This is a genomic window from Saccharothrix ecbatanensis (assembly GCF_014205015.1).
Lineage (GTDB): Bacteria > Actinomycetota > Actinomycetes > Mycobacteriales > Pseudonocardiaceae > Actinosynnema > Actinosynnema ecbatanense.
Genome location: NZ_JACHMO010000001.1, coordinates 634,097 through 656,534, shown reverse-complemented (window position 1 = coordinate 656,534; position 22,438 = coordinate 634,097). Strand labels below are relative to the sequence as shown.

Annotated in this window: 14 protein-coding genes; 5 read left to right on the top strand and 9 right to left on the bottom strand. The window is 69.7% G+C overall.

Features of this window, described 5'->3' with window-relative positions; all coding sequences use genetic code 11:
* The first annotated feature begins 97 nt into the window (after window positions 1-97).
* The gene (locus F4560_RS02970) at window positions 98-1,360 is read left to right on the top strand and encodes a helix-turn-helix domain-containing protein (protein WP_246477707.1); all 1,263 of its coding nucleotides are present in this window, start codon (window positions 98-100) and stop codon (window positions 1,358-1,360) included.
* Between the two features lie 66 nt (window positions 1,361-1,426).
* Here F4560_RS02970 and F4560_RS02965 read toward each other — a convergent pair whose 3' ends face one another.
* From F4560_RS02965 to F4560_RS02945, 5 genes are all read right to left on the bottom strand, one after another.
* Window positions 1,427-4,516, bottom strand: a complete 3,090-nt coding sequence (locus F4560_RS02965) for an efflux RND transporter permease subunit (RefSeq protein WP_184915853.1) — start codon at window positions 4,514-4,516, stop codon at window positions 1,427-1,429.
* A 319-nt stretch (window positions 4,517-4,835) separates the two neighbouring features.
* Window positions 4,836-5,264, bottom strand: a complete 429-nt coding sequence (locus F4560_RS02960; protein WP_184915850.1) for a hypothetical protein — start codon at window positions 5,262-5,264, stop codon at window positions 4,836-4,838.
* Entirely contained in the window at window positions 5,257-5,637 is a 381-nt protein-coding gene (locus F4560_RS02955; protein ID WP_184915847.1) for a hypothetical protein, read from the bottom strand. The genes F4560_RS02960 and F4560_RS02955 overlap by 8 nt, the downstream gene beginning before the upstream one ends.
* 46 nt (window positions 5,638-5,683) lie before the next feature.
* The gene (locus F4560_RS02950) at window positions 5,684-6,130 is read right to left on the bottom strand and encodes a GNAT family N-acetyltransferase (protein ID WP_184928860.1); all 447 of its coding nucleotides are present in this window, start codon (window positions 6,128-6,130) and stop codon (window positions 5,684-5,686) included.
* 79 nt (window positions 6,131-6,209) lie between these two features.
* Window positions 6,210-8,732, bottom strand: a complete 2,523-nt coding sequence (locus F4560_RS02945; RefSeq protein ID WP_184915844.1) for a hypothetical protein — start codon at window positions 8,730-8,732, stop codon at window positions 6,210-6,212.
* Between the two features lie 187 nt (window positions 8,733-8,919).
* Here F4560_RS02945 and F4560_RS02940 point away from each other — a divergent pair, with 187 nt between their 5' ends.
* On the top strand, window positions 8,920-10,335 hold the full coding sequence (locus tag F4560_RS02940) for an aminopeptidase P family protein (RefSeq protein WP_312868269.1): 1,416 nt from the start codon (window positions 8,920-8,922) through the stop codon (window positions 10,333-10,335).
* Window positions 10,336-10,359: 24 nt separating this feature from the next.
* On the opposite strand, the gene F4560_RS02935 is transcribed toward F4560_RS02940, so the two are convergent.
* Complete coding sequence (locus tag F4560_RS02935) at window positions 10,360-11,625, bottom strand: hemolysin family protein (protein ID WP_184915838.1); 1,266 nt, start codon at window positions 11,623-11,625, stop codon at window positions 10,360-10,362.
* A gap of 108 nt (window positions 11,626-11,733) precedes the next feature.
* Between F4560_RS02935 and F4560_RS02930 the strand changes: the two genes are divergently transcribed.
* From F4560_RS02930 to F4560_RS02920, 3 genes are all read left to right on the top strand, one after another.
* On the top strand, window positions 11,734-12,636 hold the full coding sequence (locus tag F4560_RS02930) for an effector-associated domain 2-containing protein (RefSeq protein WP_184915835.1): 903 nt from the start codon (window positions 11,734-11,736) through the stop codon (window positions 12,634-12,636).
* Between the two features lie 140 nt (window positions 12,637-12,776).
* Window positions 12,777-12,959: a hypothetical protein gene (locus F4560_RS02925; RefSeq protein WP_184915833.1), complete on the top strand. Its 183-nt coding sequence runs from the start codon at window positions 12,777-12,779 to the stop codon at window positions 12,957-12,959.
* Entirely contained in the window at window positions 12,956-14,794 is a 1,839-nt protein-coding gene (locus tag F4560_RS02920; protein ID WP_184915830.1) for an HEXXH motif domain-containing protein, read from the top strand. Before F4560_RS02925 ends, F4560_RS02920 begins: the two co-directional genes overlap by 4 nt.
* On the opposite strand, the gene fxsT is transcribed toward F4560_RS02920, so the two are convergent.
* The 3 genes from fxsT to F4560_RS02905 all read right to left on the bottom strand — a co-directional run bounded on the left by fxsT (window position 14,791) and on the right by F4560_RS02905 (window position 22,425).
* Complete coding sequence (gene fxsT, locus F4560_RS02915; protein WP_184915827.1) at window positions 14,791-18,666, bottom strand: FxSxx-COOH system tetratricopeptide repeat protein; 3,876 nt, start codon at window positions 18,664-18,666, stop codon at window positions 14,791-14,793. The genes F4560_RS02920 and fxsT overlap by 4 nt on opposite strands.
* 185 nt (window positions 18,667-18,851) lie before the next feature.
* Entirely contained in the window at window positions 18,852-20,363 is a 1,512-nt protein-coding gene (locus tag F4560_RS02910; RefSeq protein ID WP_184915824.1) for a VMAP-C domain-containing protein, read from the bottom strand.
* 127 nt (window positions 20,364-20,490) lie between these two features.
* Window positions 20,491-22,425: an MDR family MFS transporter gene (locus F4560_RS02905; protein WP_184928859.1), complete on the bottom strand. Its 1,935-nt coding sequence runs from the start codon at window positions 22,423-22,425 to the stop codon at window positions 20,491-20,493.
* Window positions 22,426-22,438: the final 13 nt, after the last annotated feature.

Here is a 22,438-nt window from a genome sequence, read left to right as displayed (position 1 = left end):
GGGCCGTGATCAAGGATGGAATCCGGCCAGGGCGACCGACAGCGCCAGGACGACGCCAGACCGTGCCCATGCGTGGCCATTTCGTGCAGCGCTACGCTTGACCAGCGAGGATGAGCACCCCAACATGCGCGAACCGGCGTTTGGAGGTCACTCGATGGCAGTACGGCGGACCGGTTTGGCCCATGCCCGGAAGGCCGCCGGCTTCACGCAGGAGTCCTTCGCCGAAGCCATGTGCGTCGACCGTTCCGCGGTGGCCCGCTGGGAAACGGGGGCACGCGAACCGCTGCCCCACCAACGTGCAAAGCTTGCGCGCCTGCTCAAGGTGGACATGGACGTGCTGGACAAGCTGCTGTCGCCCGCCGACGCGACTCCGACCTCGGCTGTCCAGCGCTGGTGCGCGCCGGTGTCCGCCGATGACGACGAGCAGGATGCGCTCGAACTCGTGCGACGGATCAATGCCAGCGATGTCGGCGACGAGACGCTGACGCGTCTTGAAGCGGCCGTTGACGAACTGGCGATCGCCTACCCCACAACACCACCGAACGTGTTGCTCGGTCGTGTCCGGCAGTACCTCGGGTACGTCGGCCGCCTGCTTGATGCCCGAAAGACGCTTGCCGAACACCAGCGGCTTCTCGTAGTCGGTGGGTGGTTGTCGTTGCTCGGCGCCACGGTGCACATCGACCTCAACCAGGAGTCCGCAGCCGCAGCACGACTGAAGACCGCGGCCAGTCTTGCGCTGCACACCGGGCATGACGAAATCCGGGCTTGGGTGTACGAAACGGAGGCGTGGCACGCGCTGACGGACGGCCACCACGCCAAGGCGTTGGAACTGGCGCAGACGGCGAAGTCCATCGCCCCAGCCGGCGGCTCGATCGCGATCCAGGCGGTGGCCCAGGAAGGTCGGGCCTTCGCACGGCTGGGACAACGACGTGAGGCATACGCCGCGATACAGGAGGTTCAGCACCTCGCCGCACCGTTGACCAGGCCGGATCAGCCTGAACACCACTACCGCTACGACCCCGACAAAGCCGTGGCCTACACCGCCACCACGCTGGCGTGGGTCGGCGACCCCGCGGCGGAGGGCTACGTGCGCGAGATCATCCGGCGCCTCGGCGGTGGAAACGATCCGGCCAAGTGGCCGCGTCGCGTTGCCTCGGCCAACATCGACCTCTCACTGGCGTTGCTGGTGAACGGCCGACTCGACGAGGCGTGCGGCCACACCTTGCAGGCCATCACTTCCGGTCGCGTGGTGCCTTCGAACCATTGGCGGGCGGCCGAGGTGTTGCGGGCCGTCGAAGCACGAGGGCTGCCGGAGGCCGTGGAGCTGCGTGAGGCGTATGAAGAGATGTGCAGGCAATAAGAGTCCGTAGTGGAACGAAGACCCCGCCGCCCATAGGAGGGCAACGGGGTCTTCGCGATCAGTGCTTCAGACGCTGACCGGCTCCCGAACCTCCACCGGCTGCTCGGTCTTCCGCGCCAAGCGACGTTCCTTCCGCCCCTCGACCATCGAGTAGAGCGTCGGCACGAGCACCAGGGTGAGCAACGTCGAGCTGATCAGACCGCCGATCACCACGATCGCCAACGGCTTGCCGATGAACGCGCCCTCACCGGTGATGCCCATCGCCATCGGCAGCAACGCGAAGATCGTCGCCGCGGCGGTCATCAGGATCGGGCGAAGCCGCCGCCGACCGCCCTCGATCACCGCCTCCCGCACCGGCATCCCATCCCGCCGGTACTGGTTGACCAGGTCGATCAGCACAATCGCATTCGTCACCACGATCCCCACGAGCATCAGCATGCCGATCAACGCGGGCAGGCCGAGCGGGGTCCCGGTGAGCAGCAGCAGGCCGATCGCACCGGTCGCCGCGAACGGGATGGACACCAGCAGGATCAGCGGCTGGGCCAGGCTGCGGAACGTGGCCACCATGATCAGGAACACGATCGCGATCGCGGCCAGCATGGCCAGTCCCAGGTCGGCGAACGTCTCGGCCTGGTCAGCCGAAACGCCACCGATGCTGTGCGTGGCGCCGGAAGGCAGGTCCAGAGCGTTCAACCGGGACGTCAACTCGGTGGTCAACGCGCCCAGGTCCGAACCGGTGGCCTTCGCCGACACGGTCGCACTACGCGCACCATCGGTCCGCCGCACCTGCACCGGACCGTCCACAACGGACACCGAAGCGACCTGACCCAACGTCACCCCACCGGGCAAAGGCAAGGCGCGCAACGCATCCACGTCCGCTGGCGCGTCACCGGTCCGCAGCACGATCTGCTGCGACTCCCCGTCGATCGGCAACTGCGCCACCGGCACACCACGCAACGCCTGCGCCGCGAACTGACCGATGACCTGCCCGCTCAGCCCACGAGCCGCCGCGGCGGCCTGGTCCACGGTCACCTGCACCCGCGGTGCGCTCACCGAGAGGTCGTTGGTCACCTCGCCGACACCCGGCGTCCCCGTGACGGCCTGCTGCACGCGGTCGGCCGCGTCCCGCAGCGAAGCCGCGTCCGGCGCGGTGACGAGCACGTCGATCGTCGACGAGCCGAAACCGGACGCCGCGGCGCCGAACTCGACCTCACCGGCGCCGGTCGTGTTCTTCAACTGCTCGACCAACCTGGTCTGCAACGCCTCCAGGTCCGTGCCCTCACGCACCGTCGCACGCACGCTCGTGTCGCCGTTGCCGCCGAATCCGAAGGCAGCCAGCCTGTTGTCGGTCCCGACGGTGATCTGGTACGTCTCGACCTCGTCGGTCTCCTCCAGCACGCCTTCGAGCTTGCGCGCCGCGTCGTCACGGGCGGCCAGGCTGCTGCCGGGCGGCAGCTTCTGGGTGCCCTGCAACGCGGTGCCGCCGGCGTTGTCGATGAAGTTGGTCTCCAGCGAACCGGCCAACCCGAGCGTGCCGCCGAAGATCAGCACCGCGATCAGCAACGTCACCCAGCGCCGCGTGGTGGCAAACTTGAGCACCGGCACGTAGGCACGCTGCAACGGGCTGCGCTTCTCCTTCTCCAGCGCCGCCTGACGAGCCGCCGCCGCCTCCGTCGGATCGGTCGGCACGGCCGGGCGCTTGAGGAACCAGAACGCCAGCACCGGCACGATCGTCAACGACACCAGCAAGGACGCCAGCAACGCCACCGTCACCGTGATCGAGAACGGCCCGAACAGCTCACCCGCGATACCGCCGACGAACGCGATCGGCAGGAACACGGCCACCGTCGTGAGCGTGGACGCCGTCACCGCGCCCGCCACTTCACGCGTGCCGTCCAGCACCGCGCGTTCCTTCTCCTCGCCGTACCCGAGGTGCCGCTTGATGTTCTCCAGCACCACGATCGAGTCGTCCACCACCCGGCCGACCGCGATGGTGAGCGCGCCGAGGGTGAGCAGGTTCAGCGACAGGTCACCCGTGTACAGCGCGATCAGCGCGACCACCACGGACAGCGGGATCGACACCGCCGTCACCAACGTGGACCGCACCGACAGCAGGAACAGCAGGATCACGAGCACCGCGAACAGCAGGCCGAGCAGACCCTCGGTGGTCAGGCCGCTGATCGCCTTCTCCACCTGCGGACCCTGGTCGAACGCGACGGTGAGCTTGGAGTCGGCCGCCTCGCCCCACTCGTCGAGCTTCTCGCGCACCTGGCGGGAGATCTCCACCGCGTTGCCGTCGGCCGCCATGGTGACAGAGACGCCGAGCGTGGCCTCGCCGTCGGTGCGGGTCAGCAGGCTCGCGGCGGCGGGCACGGATTCGACCTTCGCCACGTCGCCGAGCTTCACCGGGCCGGTGGGTGAGGCGAGCAGCAACCCGCGCAGGTCGTCCACGGAACCGACCGGGCTGCCGATCTGCACGGTCAGCGTCTTGTCGGCGTCCGGCACGGTGCCCGCGGGCATGACGGCGCCCGCCGTGGTCAGCGCGGCGGTCAACGCCTGCGGCTCGACCCGGGCGGCGCCGAGCTTGGCGTAGTCCACGGTGACGGTGACCTGGCGGTCGCGTTCACCGCTGACCGTGGCCTCCCGCACGCCGGCGATGGCTTCGAGGCCGGGCACGACCTCGGCGCGCAGCCGGGCCGCGGCGGCGATGTCGTCGTCACCGGACGTCGCGGCGAGGGCGATCACCGGGATGTCGTCGGTGCTGCCCTGCGCGACGGTCGGCTCGACGCCCTGCGGAAGGCGGGGCTGGAGCCGGTTCACGGCCTGCTGCATCTGGGCCACGGCGGCGTCGATGTCGGTGCCGTAGGTGAACATCACCTGGACCGTGGTGGAGCTCTCCGCGGACCGGGTGAGCACCTGCTCGACACCGTCGACACCGCGCACGGCCGACTGGATCGGCTCGGCGACCTGGCTGTCGACCAGGTCCGGCGACGCTCCGGGATAGGCCGCGATGACCACCGCGGCGGGCAGTTCGATGGACGGGAACAGCTGCTGCTTGATCGAGGGCAGCGTGAACACACCAAAACCGATCACGAGCAGGCTCAACAGCCCGACGAGACTGCGGTTGGCCAGGCTCAGTCGAGCCAGCACGGACATCGTGGGAATCTCCTTGGTGGGCGGACCTTCCCATGCGTCATTGCATGTGGGTACCGCGGGCGGGATGGGGAAACGCTCGCACACGCCACCTGAGAACCGACTCAGCCAACGGAGGCCGGGAGCACGCCCCCGGCCTCCGGCCACCCACGGCGGCGTTACCCTGCCGGACGCCTTGGTCACAGCCGCCGCCACGGATCGGCCGTCGGAACGTTCCCGACGGCTCGCCCTCACTACGAGGTAAGTGGCCCATCCGTTCAACCAAGAACTTCGGGGTCCCGAAGCACAGAGGAACGTCGCTGCTCAGGGGCTTGCCGACGGATCAGGGGCTTGCCGACGGACGTTGCCGACCGGTGTGCCGGAGCCAGAGCAGGCCGAGCACGGGCAGCACGAGCGGGACGTAGCCGTAACCGCCGCCGAACGCGGACCACACGGTGGCGTCCGGGAACGCGTCCGCGAACACCAGGCTCACCGCGCCGACCACGACCACCCCGGCCAACTCGACCCCGCACGCCAGGTAAGCGACCCGCCGGGACACCACACCGGCCAGCGCGGCCGTGGCCACGACGTACACGACCGCCGCGAACGCGGACAGCAGGTACGCCAGCGGCGCCTGCTCGAACCTGGTGGCGAGCTGCACCGCCGACCGGGCCGTGGCCGCGATGGCGAAGATCCCGTACACCGCGATCAGCAGCCGCCCCGGCCCCGACCGGGTCGTCTCCTTCAACTCCTGGGACCGCCGCTCAGCCATGACCACTCCAGAGCATGTTCAGCCGCAGGATCATCACCGGCACGCTCAGGCACGCCACGGTCAACACGCCCGCACCCCAGCGCGACCGTTCCGCGAGGGACCAGAACGCACCGAGCGGCAGCACCACGGCGGCGCCGATCAGGTAGCCGACGAACGTGACCCGGTCCAGCTCCCGGTCGGCGCCCAGCACGTTCACCACACCGGCGACCGCCTGCACCAGCAGCCCGACTTCGAGCAGCACGACAACCCCGGCGAGCGCCAGGGTCGGCTTGGTGGCCAACGTGATCGGCCGGTTGGCGATGGCCAGCACCAGCGACCACGCGGCCGCGACGAGAGCCACGACCGTCAACGCGGTCGCGAGGACTTCGATCATCGGATCTTCCCGGTCGAGCGGACTTTCCGCCGAAACCTACCCCGCGCTACGACAGCGGCAGCTTGAAGCCCTCGTGCGACTGGACGAAACCGAGCCGGAGGTAGAAGCGGTGCGCGTCGACCCGGCTCTTGTGGGAGGTCAGCTGCACGACGGCGCACCCCCGTGTCTTCGCCTCGTCGACCGCCCACCGGACCAGTCGCTTCCCCAGCCCTTCCCCGCGTGCCGACGAGGCGACCCGCACGGCCTCGATCTGGGCCCTCGACGCACCCCGCCGCGACAGCCCGCGCAACACGGTCAGCTGAAGCGTGCCCACCACCACGCCGTCCCGCTCGGCCACCACCAGCACGTCGTGGTCGGACGCGTCGATGGCCGCGAACGCCCGCTCGTACGGCGCGAGGTCGTCAAGTGACTCGCGGAGCGCGCCCAACTCGTCGTCGGCGAGCATGGCCGCGATCGCGGGGACGTCCTCGGCGGTGGCACGGCGGATGGTCAGGGTCACACCTTCTCTGGGCACACCTTGTCGGGTCACACCTTCTCGGGTCACACCTCAGCACCCTAGGCACTCGAAGGGCTCAAGGACCGATCCGGTCACCCGACAGCGCAAGACCGCCGATCACCACGGTCGTGCGCGGTGTCGAGACGGCCTCCGCCACCCGCGCCACCACCTCGTCGAACACCGGGTCGTCGTAGTAGTCGCTGTGCCCGCGCAACGGCGAGGCGACCATGTCCGGATCCGGGTCGAGGAATTCCGGGTCCCGCAACCGCACGTCGTTGCCGCAGCGGAAACCCCACAGCTTCTGCCCGGCGAACAGCGGCTCGTCCGCCGTCTCCGCCCACACCTGCACCGGCCCGCCCAACGGGTCGGTCAACCGGTGCACGTTCCACCACCGGTCGCCGAGTTCGTCGTGCAGCCGGGCCAGTTCGGCGTGCCCGAGGTAGTGCGGGAACAGCCGCGAGTACGCCCACTGCAACTGCGAGCCGTACGTGACCAGGCCGACCCGGCGCAGTGCCGCGACGGCGTCCGCCTGCCTGATGTACCGCTCGCCGTCGGCCGGGTCGGGACGCTCGCTTTCCCCGCGCAGCAACGACAACGCGGCGAAGCACACGACGCTGCCCTGGCTGTGCCCGGACAACACCACCGCGTCGACGTCGTGGTGCCCGGCCAGCCGGACCGCGCGGGACGTCAGTTCGATGGTGGCGCGACCACCGTAGGGCGGCGGGCAGATCGGGTGCGCCAGCCGCGGCCAGAACGCCACCAGGTCCCACACGATGCCGACCGCTGTGCGCATGCTGGGGCTCTGCCACGTGCGTACGCCCAACAGCAGCAGGACCACGACGAGACCGGACACCACCAGGCTGCCCAACGCGCCCAGGTCCTGCGCCGGGCGCGACGACAGCCAGGACGACAGCCAGTCGGCCAGTCCCGACGGCGCCGCGGACCGCCAGTCCGGGTACGCCAGGCTCGCCAGAGCGACACCGCCGCCCGCCGCGACCAGCACGCCGCCGAGCAGCGCCATCGCGCCGAGCAGCCAGTGGTAGCGGTACTTCGCCGACGCCAGCCGCTGGTTGAACGCGACCTTGCGGATGCCCGGCCGGTCCGGGCGGCCCGGGTAGTCGGCCAGCACGCCCTCCCTGATCGCCGCGCCTACCGAATGTCGTATACAAGAAACCGCGCCGATCGCATACAACATACCGGCTACCATCGCCGCGACCCAGAACACCCAGCCGGGCACGGACGTCCACCGCAGTGCCACCGCCACGCCCGCGACCACCGACCCGGCGGCGAACAGGATCGCGCTGGACACCTGCCGCACCATGGCCGCCACGATCGGCGCCACCAGCAACGGGAACGCGATCGCCAGCACACCCCAGAGCCCCGCGCCGACCAGGTAGCTCGTGCTCAGCACCAACCCCTGCCGCCCGGCGTCCGGCACCGGATCGCCGACCCACTCCACCACCCGGTACGCCAGCCCACCGCTGAACCCGACCGCCAGCGTGGTCGCCAACGCCGCGATCACCACCGCCGCGTAGCCGTGCCACATCGGCCGGAAACGCTTGTCCGCCACCATCAACTCGACACCACGCGCCGAGTGCCGCAGGTGCACGCACGCTCCGAACAGGACGATCAGGAGCAACATCGCCAACGCGCCAAGGACGTTGGTCACCGCCTCGAACCCGGCCAGCGGCGTCACCCCGGCGCTCGCGTCCGTCGGCAACCGCCACAGGAACGCCGTCGCCGCGCCGGCCGCCACCAGCAGGTACGCCACCGACGCCCACTTCAACGCCCGCGAGTTCACCTTCCGCCGGTCCGGCGACATCACCACGCACCCGACCGCCCACGACAGCACCAGCACGCCGAGCCCGACCACCGACCACGACAGCACGTCCGACGGCCGGTCCGGCTGCTCCGTCCGCAACGCGCCCGCGTACAGCACGCCCACCATCACGCACGCCGCCGCCACATGCGCGTCACGCAGCACGGGCGTGCGCGGCGACGTGTGCCAGAACGCGTAGTCCCCCAGGCTCCCGGAACGGGTCTCCCACGCGTGGTGGGTGCCCTTGGGCTCGTACAGGAACGTCTGCCGGCCGAACCACCACAGCGTGGTGATCACCAGCAGCGGCGGCGCCATCCCGACCAGCAGCATCGCCCCGAACGGCCAGCCGTCGAAGAACCCCAGGTTGGCCGCCCGGCACGCCACCGTGCCCGCGCACTGCCGCACCAGCAACTCCAGCGACACGTACGCCACGGACGTGACCAGCATGCACGTCAGCACCAGCCCGAGCAGCCGCAACACCGCTTCGGCGAACCGGCCCGCGCCGAGCAGCGTGTACCGGGCCAGGTTGAGGATCGCGAACGGGATCAGCACCAGCCACAACGCCCGACTCGCACCACCCGACGTGAACCGACCCCAGTGGAACGCCTCGACCGTCCGCGTGCGCCCGCTGGACAGCGCCCGAGCCGGTTTGCCCGCCCGCAGGAACCGGGCGACGTCGTCACCGGCCACGGGGGTGGGGAACGGATCACCCAGCATCGCTTCGGGTGGAGTGCCCGACACCCCGTGCACCCGCAGTTCGACGACGTCCTCGGGACGCATGCGCGATCACCTGCCGTAGGTAGGCCGTGGGATGTCTACCTACCGGATCGCCCACATCGGCTAACCCGTTTCAGGGATGGAGCCACCCGGTTGGGCGATACGAGGACCGGTGAGAGCATCGTGGACGACGCCCGGCCGCCGATCGCGGTCGGGCGGACGACGGCCCCTACCCGAAAGGCTGCCCAAGGTGACCAAACCCGCCCGCCGCGACCCGAGCAAGCTAGTCGACGCCTCCGGGTTCCGCGAGTTCGTCCAGCACGGCTGGGGTCCGGCAGACCGCGCCGCCCGCGTGACGCCCGGCGCCTCCGAAGCCGCCGCCGCGCACCGCGACCGGCTCAGCGCCGCACTGCCCGGCGCGCGCATCGCCGTGGCCGCCGGCTGGGCTCCCGTGCGGTCCAACGACACCGACCACGGGTTCCGCCCGGACAGTGATTTCTCCTGGTTGACGGGCTGTTCCGCGGAGGGCGCGGTGCTCGTGATGCGCCCGGTGGCGGGTGGTCACGACGCCGAGCTGTTCCTGCGCCCGCCGGCCGGGCCGGACGAGCAGGACTTCTTCGCCAACGCCCGTGACGGCGAGCTGTGGATCGGCCCGGTGCCCGGTCTCGCCGAGTGGACCGAGGCCCTGGGCGTGCGCTGCCGTCCGCTGCACGAGCTGCCGTCGGCGCTGCGCGGCAGGCTGCCCGCCGTGCACGCGACCACGGGCGTCGACCCGCTGCTGGACGCGTTGGTGGGCGCGGACCACACCGCGTCGCTGCGGACCGTGCTGGCCGAGCTGCGCCGGATCAAGGACGACTGGGAGATCGGCCAGCTCCAGGCCGCGGTGGACGCCACCGTCCTCGGTTTCGCCGACGTCGCCGCCGAGCTGCCGACCGCGGTCAAGGGCGGTGGCGAACGGTGGTTGCAGGGCACGTTCGACCGTCGCGCCCGGACCGCTGGCAACGGGCCCGGCTACGCCTCGATCGTGGCCGCCGGGCCGCACGCGCCGGTGCTGCACTGGGTGCGCAACGACGGGCCGGTGCCCGAGGACGCGGTGCTGCTGCTGGACGCGGGCGTGGAGCTGGACACCCTCTACACCGCCGACATCACCCGGACGTTGCCGATCTCGGGTGCGTACAGCCCGGCGCAGCGGCGGGTGCACGAGCTGATCGAGCGGGCGTCGGTGGCGGCGTTGGCGGCCGTGCGGCCCGGTGCGGCGTACCGGGACTTCCACCACGAGGCGATGCGGGTGCTCGCCGAGGGCCTGCACGACTGGGGCTTGCTGCCGGTGTCGGTGGACGAGGCGCTGGACCCGGACGGCCAGCACCACCGCCGCTACATCACGTGCGGCGTCGGCCACTTCCTGGGCTTGGACGTGCACGACTGCGCCAACTCCCGCTCCACCGCGTACCACGAGGGCACGCTGGAGGTCGGCATGGCGCTGGCCGTCGAGCCGGGCCTGTACTTCCACCCGAACGACGAGACCGTGCCGCCGGAGCTGCGGGGCATCGGCGTACGGCTGGAGGAGAACGTCGTGGTGACGCCGGAAGGCAACCGGGTGCTGTCGTCGGCGCTGCCGAATGACGTGGCCGGCTTGGAGGCCTGGGTGGCAGGCGCGGGCCGCTAGCGGCACGTTGCGCCTGAGCAGGGCTCACACCCTGTTCAGGCGCACGGACGTGATGGCGTGGTGTTCGACTTTCAGCACTTCGGCTGTCCAGTCGCCCACGGTGACGCGGTCGCCCGGCTCCTCCGGGATGCGGCCCAGCTCGACCAGCATCAGGCCCGCGATGGTGGCGTAGTCGCCCTCGGGCGGGTCGCGCAGTTCGATACCCAGGTCGGGCAGGTCGTGCACGGGGAACTTGCCGGGCACCACCAGCGACCCGTCCGCCGCGTTGCGCACCGCCATCACGTCGCGGTCGGTCTCGTCCATGATCTCGCCGACGATCTCCTCCAGCAGGTCTTCGAGCGTGATGATGCCCTTGACCGCGCCGTGCTCGTCCATGACCAGCCCCAGCTGCGCGCGTTCGGCCTTGAACCGGCGCAGCGCGTCGGACACCCGCACGGAGTCCGGGAACACCACCGGCGGCCGGGCCACGTCGACCAGTCGGGTGTCGTCTTCCAGCAGGTCACGGAGGTGGACGACGCCCACGACGTCGTCCAGGTGCCCGCCCCGGGCGACGGGTGCGCGGGAGTGGCCGGAGCCGGCCAGCCGGGCGCGGGCGGACGGAATGTCCAGTTCGGCGTCCAGCGTGACCACGGACCGGCGCGGCACCAGGACTTCGCGCAACCGGCGTTCGTCGATCTCGAGCGCGCCCGTGATGATCATGCGCTGCTCGGCGTTGAGACCGCGCTGGGCGGACACGAGCTCGCGCAGCTCCTCCGACGACATCTGCTCCGACTCGGGGTCCGGTTTGCCGCCGAGCAGCCGGACCACCAGGTTCGTCGACGCGCTCAACGCCCACACCGCCGGCCGTGACGCGGCGGAAAGGACGTGCAGCGGACGTGCCACGAGCAGTGCCCACCGCAGCGCGTACTGCATCGCCAGCCGCTTGGGCGCGAGCTCGCCGAACACCAGGGTCAGGAACGTCAGCAGGATCGTGACCAGCGCGATCGCCACCGCGCCCGCCGCTCCGCCGAGGAACGACAGCACCGGCACCAGCGGCGCGGCCAACGACACCGCAGCCGTCGCCGAGGCCAGGAACCCCGCCAGCGTGATGCCGATCTGGATGGTGGCGAGGAACCGGTTCGGGTCGCGGGCCAGCCGCACCAACGTCCGCGCGGAGGCCCGCTCGTCCCGCTCCAGTGCCCGCAACTGCCCCTCGCGCAGGCTGATCAACGCCATCTCACTCCCCGCGAACACCGCGTTGAGCAGCACCAACACCGCCACCAGCACGATCGTCCAACCGAACCCGTCCATCCCCACTCAGTACCCCGATGCTCCGGGCGCGCAACGCGTTGGTCATTTCGAGTGGCAGCGCTGCCCTCACACCCCCGTACTGGGCTACAACAGGCGTGGGGAGGTCACATGGGGTCGGCTGCGGTGCACCGGTCGTTCGTCGTCGTGGACGTGGAGTCCTACGGCGACGAGGAGAGGACGTCACGGCACCGGACCGCCGTGCGCGACGGCATGTACGGGGTCCTGAAGAGCGCGTTCGCCGACTGCGGCCTGCCGTGGGACGTCGAGGCCGTGGACGACGTGGGCGACAGCGTGATGGTCCTGCTGCCCGCCGACACGCCGAAGGGCGTCCTGGTCGACCGGCTGCCCGAACGGCTGGTGGCCGCGCTACGCGAGCACAACCACGTGCACGCCACCGAGGCACGACTGCGCCTGCGGATGGCCGTGCACGCGGGCGAGGTGCACTACGACGAGCACGGCAAGACCAGCGCGGAGATGATCTTCACCTACCGCATCCTGGACACAAGCGAGGCGAAGCGGACGCTGCGCGATTCCACGGCCACGCTGGTGCTGATCGCCTCCGACCCGTTCTACCAAGCGGTGATCCGCCACCACCCCGCCGCCCGCCCGGACGCCTACCGGCAGGTCGACGCGGACGTCAAGGAAGTGCACGCCCGGGTGTGGGTGCGCCTGGTGGACGGCCACCCGATCGAGACCACCCGGCACACCTCCCCCACCAGTCAGCCGGCGATGCCCTTGGCCGAGCTGGGACCGATCGTCGAGGTCATGCTGCGCATCCCCGGCTTCGACACCCGTGAGGGACGCGACCTGGTGCTGCGCGACCTGCCTTTCGCAGCCGCCATCCCCCGCCACGGCGCGGACCGACCCGACACGGTCAGCATCGTCCGCACGAGCGCGAACTACCCCGGCGGACTCGAAGGACTGGTGGAAGGGATTCGCTTCTACGCGGCCGGCGCCACCTCAATGGCCGAACTGGACACCCTGTTGGCGCAACGCGACTCCGGCGTTTAGTTGCCGCCCGTAGCACCGAATACCGCCATACGCACCACTTCCGCTCTGTTTCATCGACATTACACTGGGTCATGCCATCGAAGGTGAATCCCACCGCGCGGGGGCGCCGCTACCCGGTGGCCAACTCGGGAGGCCCACTAGTGGATGAATCGGCAATTCGGATCGACTCCGGTCTGGTCGACTTGACGAACGTTCCTCTCGACGCGTTGGACACATTCGACGACGAGATCCTGGCGGCGTCGACGGTCGTTTTCCTCAGACAGGTGGACCACGCCAGCGGCAGCGTGGGCGGCCACCAGGACTCCTGCACCCGGCGCCGATGACGAGGGGCGACCACGAGGTGGCAGGCTGGAACTCCGCGCACGGGATATCGCCGCCCCACCACGGCATGTCCCTTGCCCAGTTGGACGGCTTGGCGTCCGAACGAACCAAGGGCGACGCCTCGGCGCTGCTGCACCACATCGAGCGAACACGACGACTGCTCGCCTTGCGCCTGGTGTTGCACCATGCCCGCCACCACCACACCCCGCAAAGCCCGTTGCCGCCGGTGGAGGAGGCGTGGGAACTCCTGATCGCGGCCGAGCGCGCCGATCCGAAAGCGGTGGCCGACCTGCTGGCACGCCCACAGGTCGGCATGTGGTTGGCGCACGTCCTGCGTCGCCTCCGGAACAAGGTCACCGATACCGCGCCGGTGTGGTTCCACATCGGCCAACTGCATCTTTTGGCCGCCGCGGCGGGCTTGTCCGCAAAATTGCGTTTCACGATGGCGATTCCGCTATGGAATGGAATCGGCACCCTTCCCGGCCTGGGCACCGTGCGAGTGCCCGATGCGACCGAATGGGGTCACGGCGCGTTGGTTGCGGATGCGTCGGGGTTGACGGTGAAAACCGGCAGCGGCGCGGCCCACCCGGTCGAATGTGAGCCGATTCGCATTCTCGGGGACGAGGTCGGCTCCGGCGCGCCGCGCATCCACCTGGACGACACCGGACCGTACCGGGGATTGGAGATCCCCGAGCACCCCGAACCATTGTCGGAATCGTCGGCAACGCGATGGAACAAGGTCTTCGCCGACGCGTGGACGATCCTGGAGCGGAACCACCCGCATCACGCGCGGGAGCTCTCCAGCGGCCTGTCGGTGATCACACCGCGCCGCGCGGCCTACCGCTTCCGACCGTACAGCGGGTCTGTCGGCGAAGGTTACGGCGCCGCGATCATCTCCGAACCGCACGACGCCTCGCAGCTGGCCGTGACGCTGGTTCACGAGTACCAGCACAGCAAGCTCAACGCGATCAGTCACCTGGCACAACTGACCCGCGTGGACCCGTCCGCCACCTCCTACGCGCCGTGGCGCGACGACCCGCGTCCGGTATCCGGTCTGTACCAAGGGGTGAACGCCTTCCTCGCCGTCGCGGAGTTCTGGGCGCGACAACGCGAGCACTTGAACGGATCCGACGCCGCTCTGGGGCACTTCGAGTTCGCCCTCGTTCGAATCCAGGTGACCGAAGCGCTCTACGCGCTGCGCCGGCACCCTTCGCTGACCGACCTCGGACGGAGGTTCGCGGCTCGCCTGGCGGAGCGGCTGGAGGCGCTGGCGGAGGCCGCCGTGCCGGCCGAACTGCTCTCAGCCGCCGAGACGGCGGCACTGGACCACCGCGCGGCGTGGCGCGCCACGCACCTCCGCCCGGAACAGGCACATGTGCAGGAGTGCGCCGAGCGATGGCTCGCGGGCGGGCCTGCGCCACCCCCCGAAACCCACTTCCCCGTGGTGGCCGCCCCCACGCCACCCAGGCTGGACACGAAGGCGATCCTCACCCGCGTCCTGCTGGCTGGCCGGGCGGAGTTCGACGCGTTGCAGTCAGGCCCTCCGGGTCATCTCCACAAGATCGCCGAAGACCTGACCGAGGCGGATTTCGCGATCGTGGTGGAAGACCACGCACGGGCGCACGCGCTGTACGCGACGGAACTGGCCGAAGGCTCGAACCGGCCCGTCGCGTGGTCCGGCTTCGGGATCGCGGTGCGCGAACTGTCACCTGGTCCGGCGTCGCGGGTGTTGCTCGAACGCCCGCACGTCGTCCACGCCGTGCGGAGCAGGATCGCCGCCACCGGCGAGACGCCCGACGTGGAGCGCCTCGCCGAGTGGCTGGGTCGGGGTCACTAGAGCGGCAACGGGTCGATGTCGCAGTTCGCCCGCACCCCGGGGTCGCTCAACTCGGACACCGCGGGGTGGTGTTGCCCGAGCCGTTCCCGCAGGACGGTCACCGCTCGCAGGTGGAGTTCGTCCGCCTCGTCGGTGCGCCCGAGTGAACGCAAGTCCTGCGCGAGGTTGGCCTGGCAAGCCAATGCGGTGGGGTGGTCGATGCCGAAGACCGCTGTCACCCGACTCAGCAGTTCGACATCGGCTTTGTGGGCGCCTTGCCAGTCCCCCAACGCGTGCAGGTCACTGGCCAGGTTGATCCCGGTGATCAACGTGGAGGGGTGGCCATCACCCAAGCGGGCGTGGAAGCCGGCCAGCGTCGCCTGGTTCAGTTCGCGGGCACCTTCGAAGTCACCCTTCAAGCGGCGGAGGATCGCCACGTTCACGGCCGCGGACAGCGTGTGGGGGTGGTCGGCCCCCAACGTCTTGGCATAGCGGCTCAGCGTGTCCTGCCCGAGCTGCGCGGCCGTTTCGTGGCGACCCAAGTGCCTCAGCTCGATGGAACGGGCCAACGCGGCGGCGAGCGTGTCGGGGTGGTCGAGGTCGTACCGCCGCCGCAAACCCTCGAACGCCGCCTCCGCCGCCCGCATCGCGCCCTCGTGGTCACCCGCCTTGCGCCGCATCACGGCCAGGTGCCGCATGGCGTGGAGCCATGCCGGATTGAGCGGTCGCCCCACACTGAGCCGTTCGTACGCGCGCACGATCTCTTCGTGCTCGGATGCGGCGTCCCGGTAGTGACCGAGTTCCCGCTTGTCGAGGGTGAGGCCGACCTGGGTGTAGAGCGGCACCTCGTGCTCCTGACCGTAGATCTGCACCCTGCGGTCCCAGGTGTCGGCGTCGAGGGTGACGGCGGAGGCGAAGTCACCGACGAGGCGGAGGTTCACACTGAGGTTGTGCGCCGCGCCATGGGTCACCGGATCCTCGTCGCCGAGATAGCGCACGCAGATGTCGTAGCTGCGCTTCGACAGCTCCAGCGCGCCGACGAAGTCGCCCTCCGCGCGCTTGTCCGCGGCGACCTGGCCGATCGCCTTGATGGTTTCCTCGTGCTCCTCGCCGAAGGCGCGGCGGTGCCGGTCCAGCAGGTCCAGGTTGAGCGGGGCCGCCTGGGCATACCGGCCCTGCACCCAGAGCATGAAGCCGTACCAACGGCCCATCCGCAAGGTTTCCGGGTGGTCCTCCCCCAGTCGCTCCAACCAGATCCGGTAGATCCGCCCGGACAGATCCATGCTGCGCTGGTGCTCGCCCCACCGGTAGAGGAACACGACCAGGTTGTAAAGCAGCGACCGGACCGACTCGGCATCGCTCTCGTAGGCGTTCGAGGCGGCCAGATGCGCGCTCAGGTCGACATAGGTCGGCCAGTTGTCGGGCTCTTCCGGTGCCTCCGGGTCGTTCTCGCTCAGGATCAGGTGCGCCGCCTTGCGCATGATCACGCGATCGTCCTCGCTCATCTGGCTGATGAGCACGGCTTGGACGAGGCGGTGCAGCTCGATGGAGTTCGTGCGGTGGTCGACACGCACCAACGCGAAGCGGTTGATATCGCGGACGGCCTCGTTGAGCCGCAGGCGGTCGCGCAGGACCCTGGACAGCTCGGCCGGCACACCGGTGATGTTGCGGCTGTAGCTGAACATCGTGCGGTTGATCGGCTCCGGCGCGAGGAACGCGCACACCTGGAGCAATCTCAGCGCCGACGGGTTCTTGCGCTTGAGCTCGTTGAGCGACAGGTCCCACATCGCCGCCACCGACTCGGGGTAGTCGAGGGTCGTGGTGACGTTGAGCAGTTCCAGTTGCTTCTCGGCCAGCAGCTCCAAGTACTCGCCGGCGGGCATGCCGGTCTCCACGCGCCACGCCGCCGCCTGCGCGACGGCGAGCGGCAGGTCGCCCAACGCCTCGGCCAGGCGACCGGCGTCTTCCTCGCTGAGTTCGGGGTCGCGTCGGCGCAACAACTGAACGCTCTCGGCACGCTGGAAGACGTTGACCTCAAGAGGTCGGGCGACGCTCAACCACTGGGAATTGCGCGAGGTGACCAGGATACGTCCCGAGCCGCCGGTGGGCAGGTACTCCTGCACGGTGTCGGGGCTGTCGGCGTTGTCGAAGATCAGCAGCCAGTTGGTCGGCACCTTGGGGTGGTTGCCGCTGCGCAGGGCGTCGAGCACCTCCTGGACCGCCACGTTGGACTCGGCGCCGCCTTCGAGGCCCAGGCGTTGTCCCAGGTCCACCAACGAGTTGACGATCTTGACCGACCGTTCCGCCGGCACCCACCAGATCAGGTCGAAATTCGCGCGGTTGCGGTAGGCGTATTCGATGGCCAGGTGCGACTTGCCCACACCGCCCATGCCGTGGAGCGTTTCGGGCAGCACGGCCGCAGTCCCACCCCGGACGAGGCGCCGTTCGAGCTCTTGGAGGAGGTCCGCCCGCCCTGTGAAGTTGACGTTCCTCGGCGGCACGCCGCCGAAGACGGGCGATGCGAGGGCCTTTCTCCTTTCTTGCTGCTCGACGGCAGTCACCTTTACTCCTCCTGCATTTCGCTCGACATCGGCCGTGTCCTCACGAACACGTGTTCGGTCCTGTCCATCAAAGGGTAATGCTCCGCTCTTTGCATCATTCCGGATCGCCAGGCGCCTCTCGTCCTCGGGGTCTATCAAGAGGGATTTGCGGCGCAAGTGGACTCCTGACAAGGCCCCCCAGAGCGCCCGCTCCGCTTCCGCCACGTGGGGTGGCGCGACATTGACCGAAGGGGCCGACACCGGTTCCTCATCCAGCGACGAGGAGAACGCGACAACCTCCGGTCGGCGTTCTTCCAGGTAATCACGGACCAGCTTGCGCACCCGGTCGGTGTCGATGCGTCGCCCGTGTGCCAGTAGTTCCTCCCGAACACCTCGGGCAACGAAACTGAATTCGGCTCGGCTTTCGTCGGTGTCGGACCCGTGGGGCGCGGTCACCACCAATGGGCTAGCGAGGAACTCGGACAGCGCCGCACGCCCGGCCTCCGGATGGAGGAGTTCGAGGATGCGAACGAGGAGTGGCATCTCCAGCGGCGCGACGGCCAGGTGAACGGCCAGGTCGAACACCACCTTCGACGCGGTGGCGCGGTACGCCGCGACGAGTTCCGCGACGTCGACCGTCGCTTCACCCCGGTGAAGAGTCCCGGTCGCCGGGCGAGGCTGGGCGGGCACGAGGGCCGCGCCCAGGTTGGCCCACCCGGTCGCCGCGGCGAGGGTGGCCCATTCGCGCAGGGCCGCCGGCGCCAGTTCCACGAACGAGACCGCCACGACGTCGCCGAGGTCGTCGTACATCCCGGGCACGTCGACCTGCGGTTCCCACTCGTGGAAGTGGTTCGGCGCGCCCGGCTCGACGGCCTTGAGGCGCAAGCGGTGCAGGTCCGTGCCGATGCGACAGGCCGCCCACCACGACAGCGGGCTCACCACGGCCACGGAGTGCGCGGCACCCAGATCGCGAAGGGCGGCCCACGCCCCGCCCAACCGCCAGGTGGGGTCGACGGCGTCGGTCAGGGCGAGCAGCAGACAGCGCCCGGAACCCGTCAGGTCCAGTGGATCTCCCCCGTCGGAGCCGCGCAGCGTCACCCGACCGCTGTCGTCCACACCCAGCGCGCACACGGTGACGCTCCCGAACACACCCGATTCCGCGAGCGCACGGATGAAGTCATCGACCGTCGGCGCCCAGATCGACATCGCCGGACCTTCGTCGACGGCGACCACGATGTCGTGCGACTGGCCGACGAGGGGCGCGAGCACGTCCCGCAGCCCGTCCGCCGTCCACTCGTGGACGTCCGAACCGGCTGCCGTTCGCGCGTCGACGGCCTCGGGGGCGGCGCGCACCGTCACATCCTCCCGACGCGTGCGTATTGGCGAAGTGAATCGATTCCGAAGCTCGCCGGTAATCGGATCGACACCGTGAAATCGGCTACGCCATCACCGTTTCGGGCGATCGCCCTTTTGGGCCTACCGGGTGAATAGGAAACCAATGCGTGTCGGGTATCGAGTGCGCGCCTGCGGGGCATGGCTCAGATACCTCCCTGCGAACCCCAACCCGAGGCCAGTGGTTCCGGTAAACGCTCTGCGTCGTCCCACAATACGGCAAGACTGCGACCGGCGTGGGGTCCATCCGCGTCATTCGCGAGCAGCGCTTCGCGGCGCAACCGAGCCAACCGGTCCGGTAGCCGGCGGACGTCACCACTGGCGAACAGTCGGGTTACGGCTTCGTGGAAGTGGCTGCTGGAACAGTCCTCCCGGTCCCAGATGATGATCGGGATCCCGGCCCGGAACGCCATCGCGGCCTCGTGCCAGGCCCGACTGCGGCGGTCGCCCGGTGGTTCGCTGAGCACCAGCGACACGATCGAGGTGTCGTTCAGGTCCACCGCCATGCCGGTGAGGTCCCAGCCGCCGTTGGTGCGGCTCCAGTACGGGCGTGCCGTCTCGCCCGAGACGGCACGCCAGCGCTGCTTCCACACCAGCCAGTACCGCTGCGCCCTCGTCCGTTCAAGGCTCCGCACGAGCACGGGGTGATCGACCGCCAACGGCACGGTGACGTCGGAAGGAGAGGCCTTCGGCCAGAACTCCACCGCCGTGTTGATCATCTCCCAGGGCAGCGCGAACTCGACCACGATGGCGCTCACCCGCTCGGCCGCCGGGGTGATGCCCAGTTCCGCCTCCAGTTCGGCGAGGACGCGGTCGACCTCCGACTCCAGGTCCTCCCGGCCGATGGCGGCGTCACCACGGCGACGGCCGTGCCAGCCCGAGCCCTTCCAGTTCAACCAGTGCGAGAGCACCACCTTCGTCCGGTCGACCGGGTCCGGGTCGACTTCGAAGACGAGGTGCACCACATCCGGGTCATCGTCGTCGGTCTTGATCTCGTCGCGCCACCGGGCCTGTTCGACGAGGTCGGTCACTTCGAACTTCTCGGCCAGCCGCCAGTTGCAGCGACGCAGCTCGTCCGCCAGGGCGCCGTCCCCGAGCCGTCCGGCGAGGCAGTCCACGAACACCATCGCGGGCGGCATGGAACCCAGGCCCGCGTTGTGGTCGGCGAGGTGGAGGAACAGCGACCACGCCGAACGGCAGCGCACGGGCAGGTCGTCGCAATGACCGTCGGTGGCCACGTCGGCCAGGCGACGCAGTTGACGTCGTTCCTCGAACGGGTCGTCGGACAGCCGCAGGGACCGCAGCGCCTTCGCCAACCGGTCCCAGTCCCGCGTCGGCAGCGCCCGGCACGCGGCCCACTCGTCGCCGAGGTCGACCAACTCGGCGACCTCGGGCGCGTGCGGGTCCAGCAACCTGAGGCAGTCGACCAGGGCGCGCAACCCACCCGCGTGCCGACAGCACCACCGGACGAGGCCGAGGAACTGGAGGTGGACCTCCGGGCCTTCCAACGACACCGGCTCGCCGAGGACGTCGGACAGCATGTTCACCAGCAAGGTGCGCCCGCGTTCGCCGCGCAGACTCTCGCAGCGCTCCAGCAAGGCGACGATCTCGCCTTGTAACCGCAGTTGGGCGGTGTTCGCTCCCTGGTCCACGACCATGTGACCATCCCCCTGTCCCACCGTCCCCCATCGGCGACCGCGTCGGGACAAGCGCCGACCTGAGAGGACCGTGACTCCCGGTCGTCACTGTCGCACAGGCGGAAAGCTCGTTCTCCGCAAAATGCGGTCAGACGACGGCGTGGCGGCCGGTGCTGAGGGCTCGGCCGCTGGTGGTGAGTTCGGTGGCCACGCGTTCGACCGCGTCGGCGAACTCGGTGTCGTCGCAGTTCCAGTCGGTGAGCTTGACCAGCAACCAGCGCCGCCACGCCGCGACCAGGTCGGCGAACACGTCGGTGCCCTGCGGGGTGAAGCGGTACCGGCCGTCGGACTCGGTGACGTAGCCCCGGGTCTGGAGTTGGCGTGCCACCGGTTCGAAGACGCCGGCGGGCACCTTCGTGGTCTCGGCCAGGCGTTCGAGGGTGGCGTGTCCGTGGTCGACGCTCTGCCGGAACACCTTCACCACCAGCCACGCCTGCGCATGGGTGAGCGGGATGTCCGACGCCCGCAGCACTTCCGGCGTGGGGTCGCGGCGTTCGCGGCTGTAGATCAGGGCTACCAGCTTCTCCAGCTCGTCCTCGGAGTCGGACGTGTGCGGCGCGGCGAAGTTGTCGCCCACCTCGGTGGCGGCGGCACGGGCCGTGTCGCGCAGCGGCACTTCCTTGAGGAACAAGGCGACCAGGAACGCGACCGCGGCGACCGGCGCGGCGGCCAGGAACACCGTGTGCAGGGTGTCCGCGTAGGCGGCGATGATCGGCGCTTTGACCTGGTCCGGCAGGGCGTGCAGCGCCTGCACGTTCGACGCGGCGGCCGGGTCGACGCCCGGCGGGATCGCGGCGGCGAGGTTGCCCGGCAGGTTGCTCGCGTACACCGTGCCGAAGACCGCCACCCCGAACGAGCTGCCCAATGTGCGCAGGAAGCTCACACCGGACGTGGCCACGCCCAGGTCCTCGTAGCTGCTGGTGCTCTGCACGACCACCATCGCCACCGGCATGCACATGCCGACGCCCAGGCCGAGCACGAGCATGTACGTCGACGCCTGCCAGAACGACGTGTCCGGGTTCAGCCGGGACAGCAAGAGCAGTCCGCCGACCATGAACAGGCTGCCGATCAGCGGGAACACCCGGTAGCGGCCGGTCTTGCTGATCACGTTGCCGGTCGTGATGGAGGCGATGAGCAGGCCGAGGACGAGCGGCAGCATCTCCAGACCCGACTGGGTGGCGGACGCGCCGTGCACGTATTGCAGGTACGTCGGCAGGAACGTGACGCCGCCGAGCATGGCGAACCCGACGACGAAGCTCAGCACCGTGCACACGGTGAACACACGGCTGCGGAACAGGCGCATGGGCAGCATCGGTTCGGCGGCACGCGTCTCGACGAGCACGAACAGGCCCAGCGCGATCACCGAGCCGATCGCCATCAGGACGATGGTCGCCGACGCCCACGGGTACTCGACACCACCCCAACTGGTGACAAGAGTGAGGCCGGTCGCGGCCAACGCGATGAGCAGGATGCCCAGGTAGTCGATCTTCGGCCGCCCCACGCCGCTCAGGCCCGGCAAGGCGAACGCGCCCACCGCCAGCACCACCACGCCCAACGGCAGGTTGACGTAGAACGCCCAGCGCCAGCTCAGGTGGTCCACGAACAGCCCGCCGAGCAGCGGGCCGACCACCGTGGCGACGCCGAACACCGCGCCGATGAACCCCTGGTACTTGCCGCGCTCGGACAGCGGCACGACGTCCGCGATCACGGCGGCGGACGTCACCATCAGCCCGCCCGCCCCGAGCCCTTGCACCGCACGAGCCAGGATCAGCCACGTCATCGAGTCGGCCCAGCCGCACAGGAACGAGCCGACCATGAACAGCACGACGCTCACCAGGAACGCCCGCTTGCGGCCGAACAGGTCGCCGAACTTGCCGATCAGGGCGGTCATGATGGTCTCGGCGAGCAGGTAGGACGTGACCACCCACGACAGGTGCCCGCCGCCGCCGAGGTCGCTGACGATCGTGGGCAGCGCGGTCGCCACGATCGTCTGGTCCAGCGCGGCGAGCAGCATCCCGAGCATGATCACCGCGATG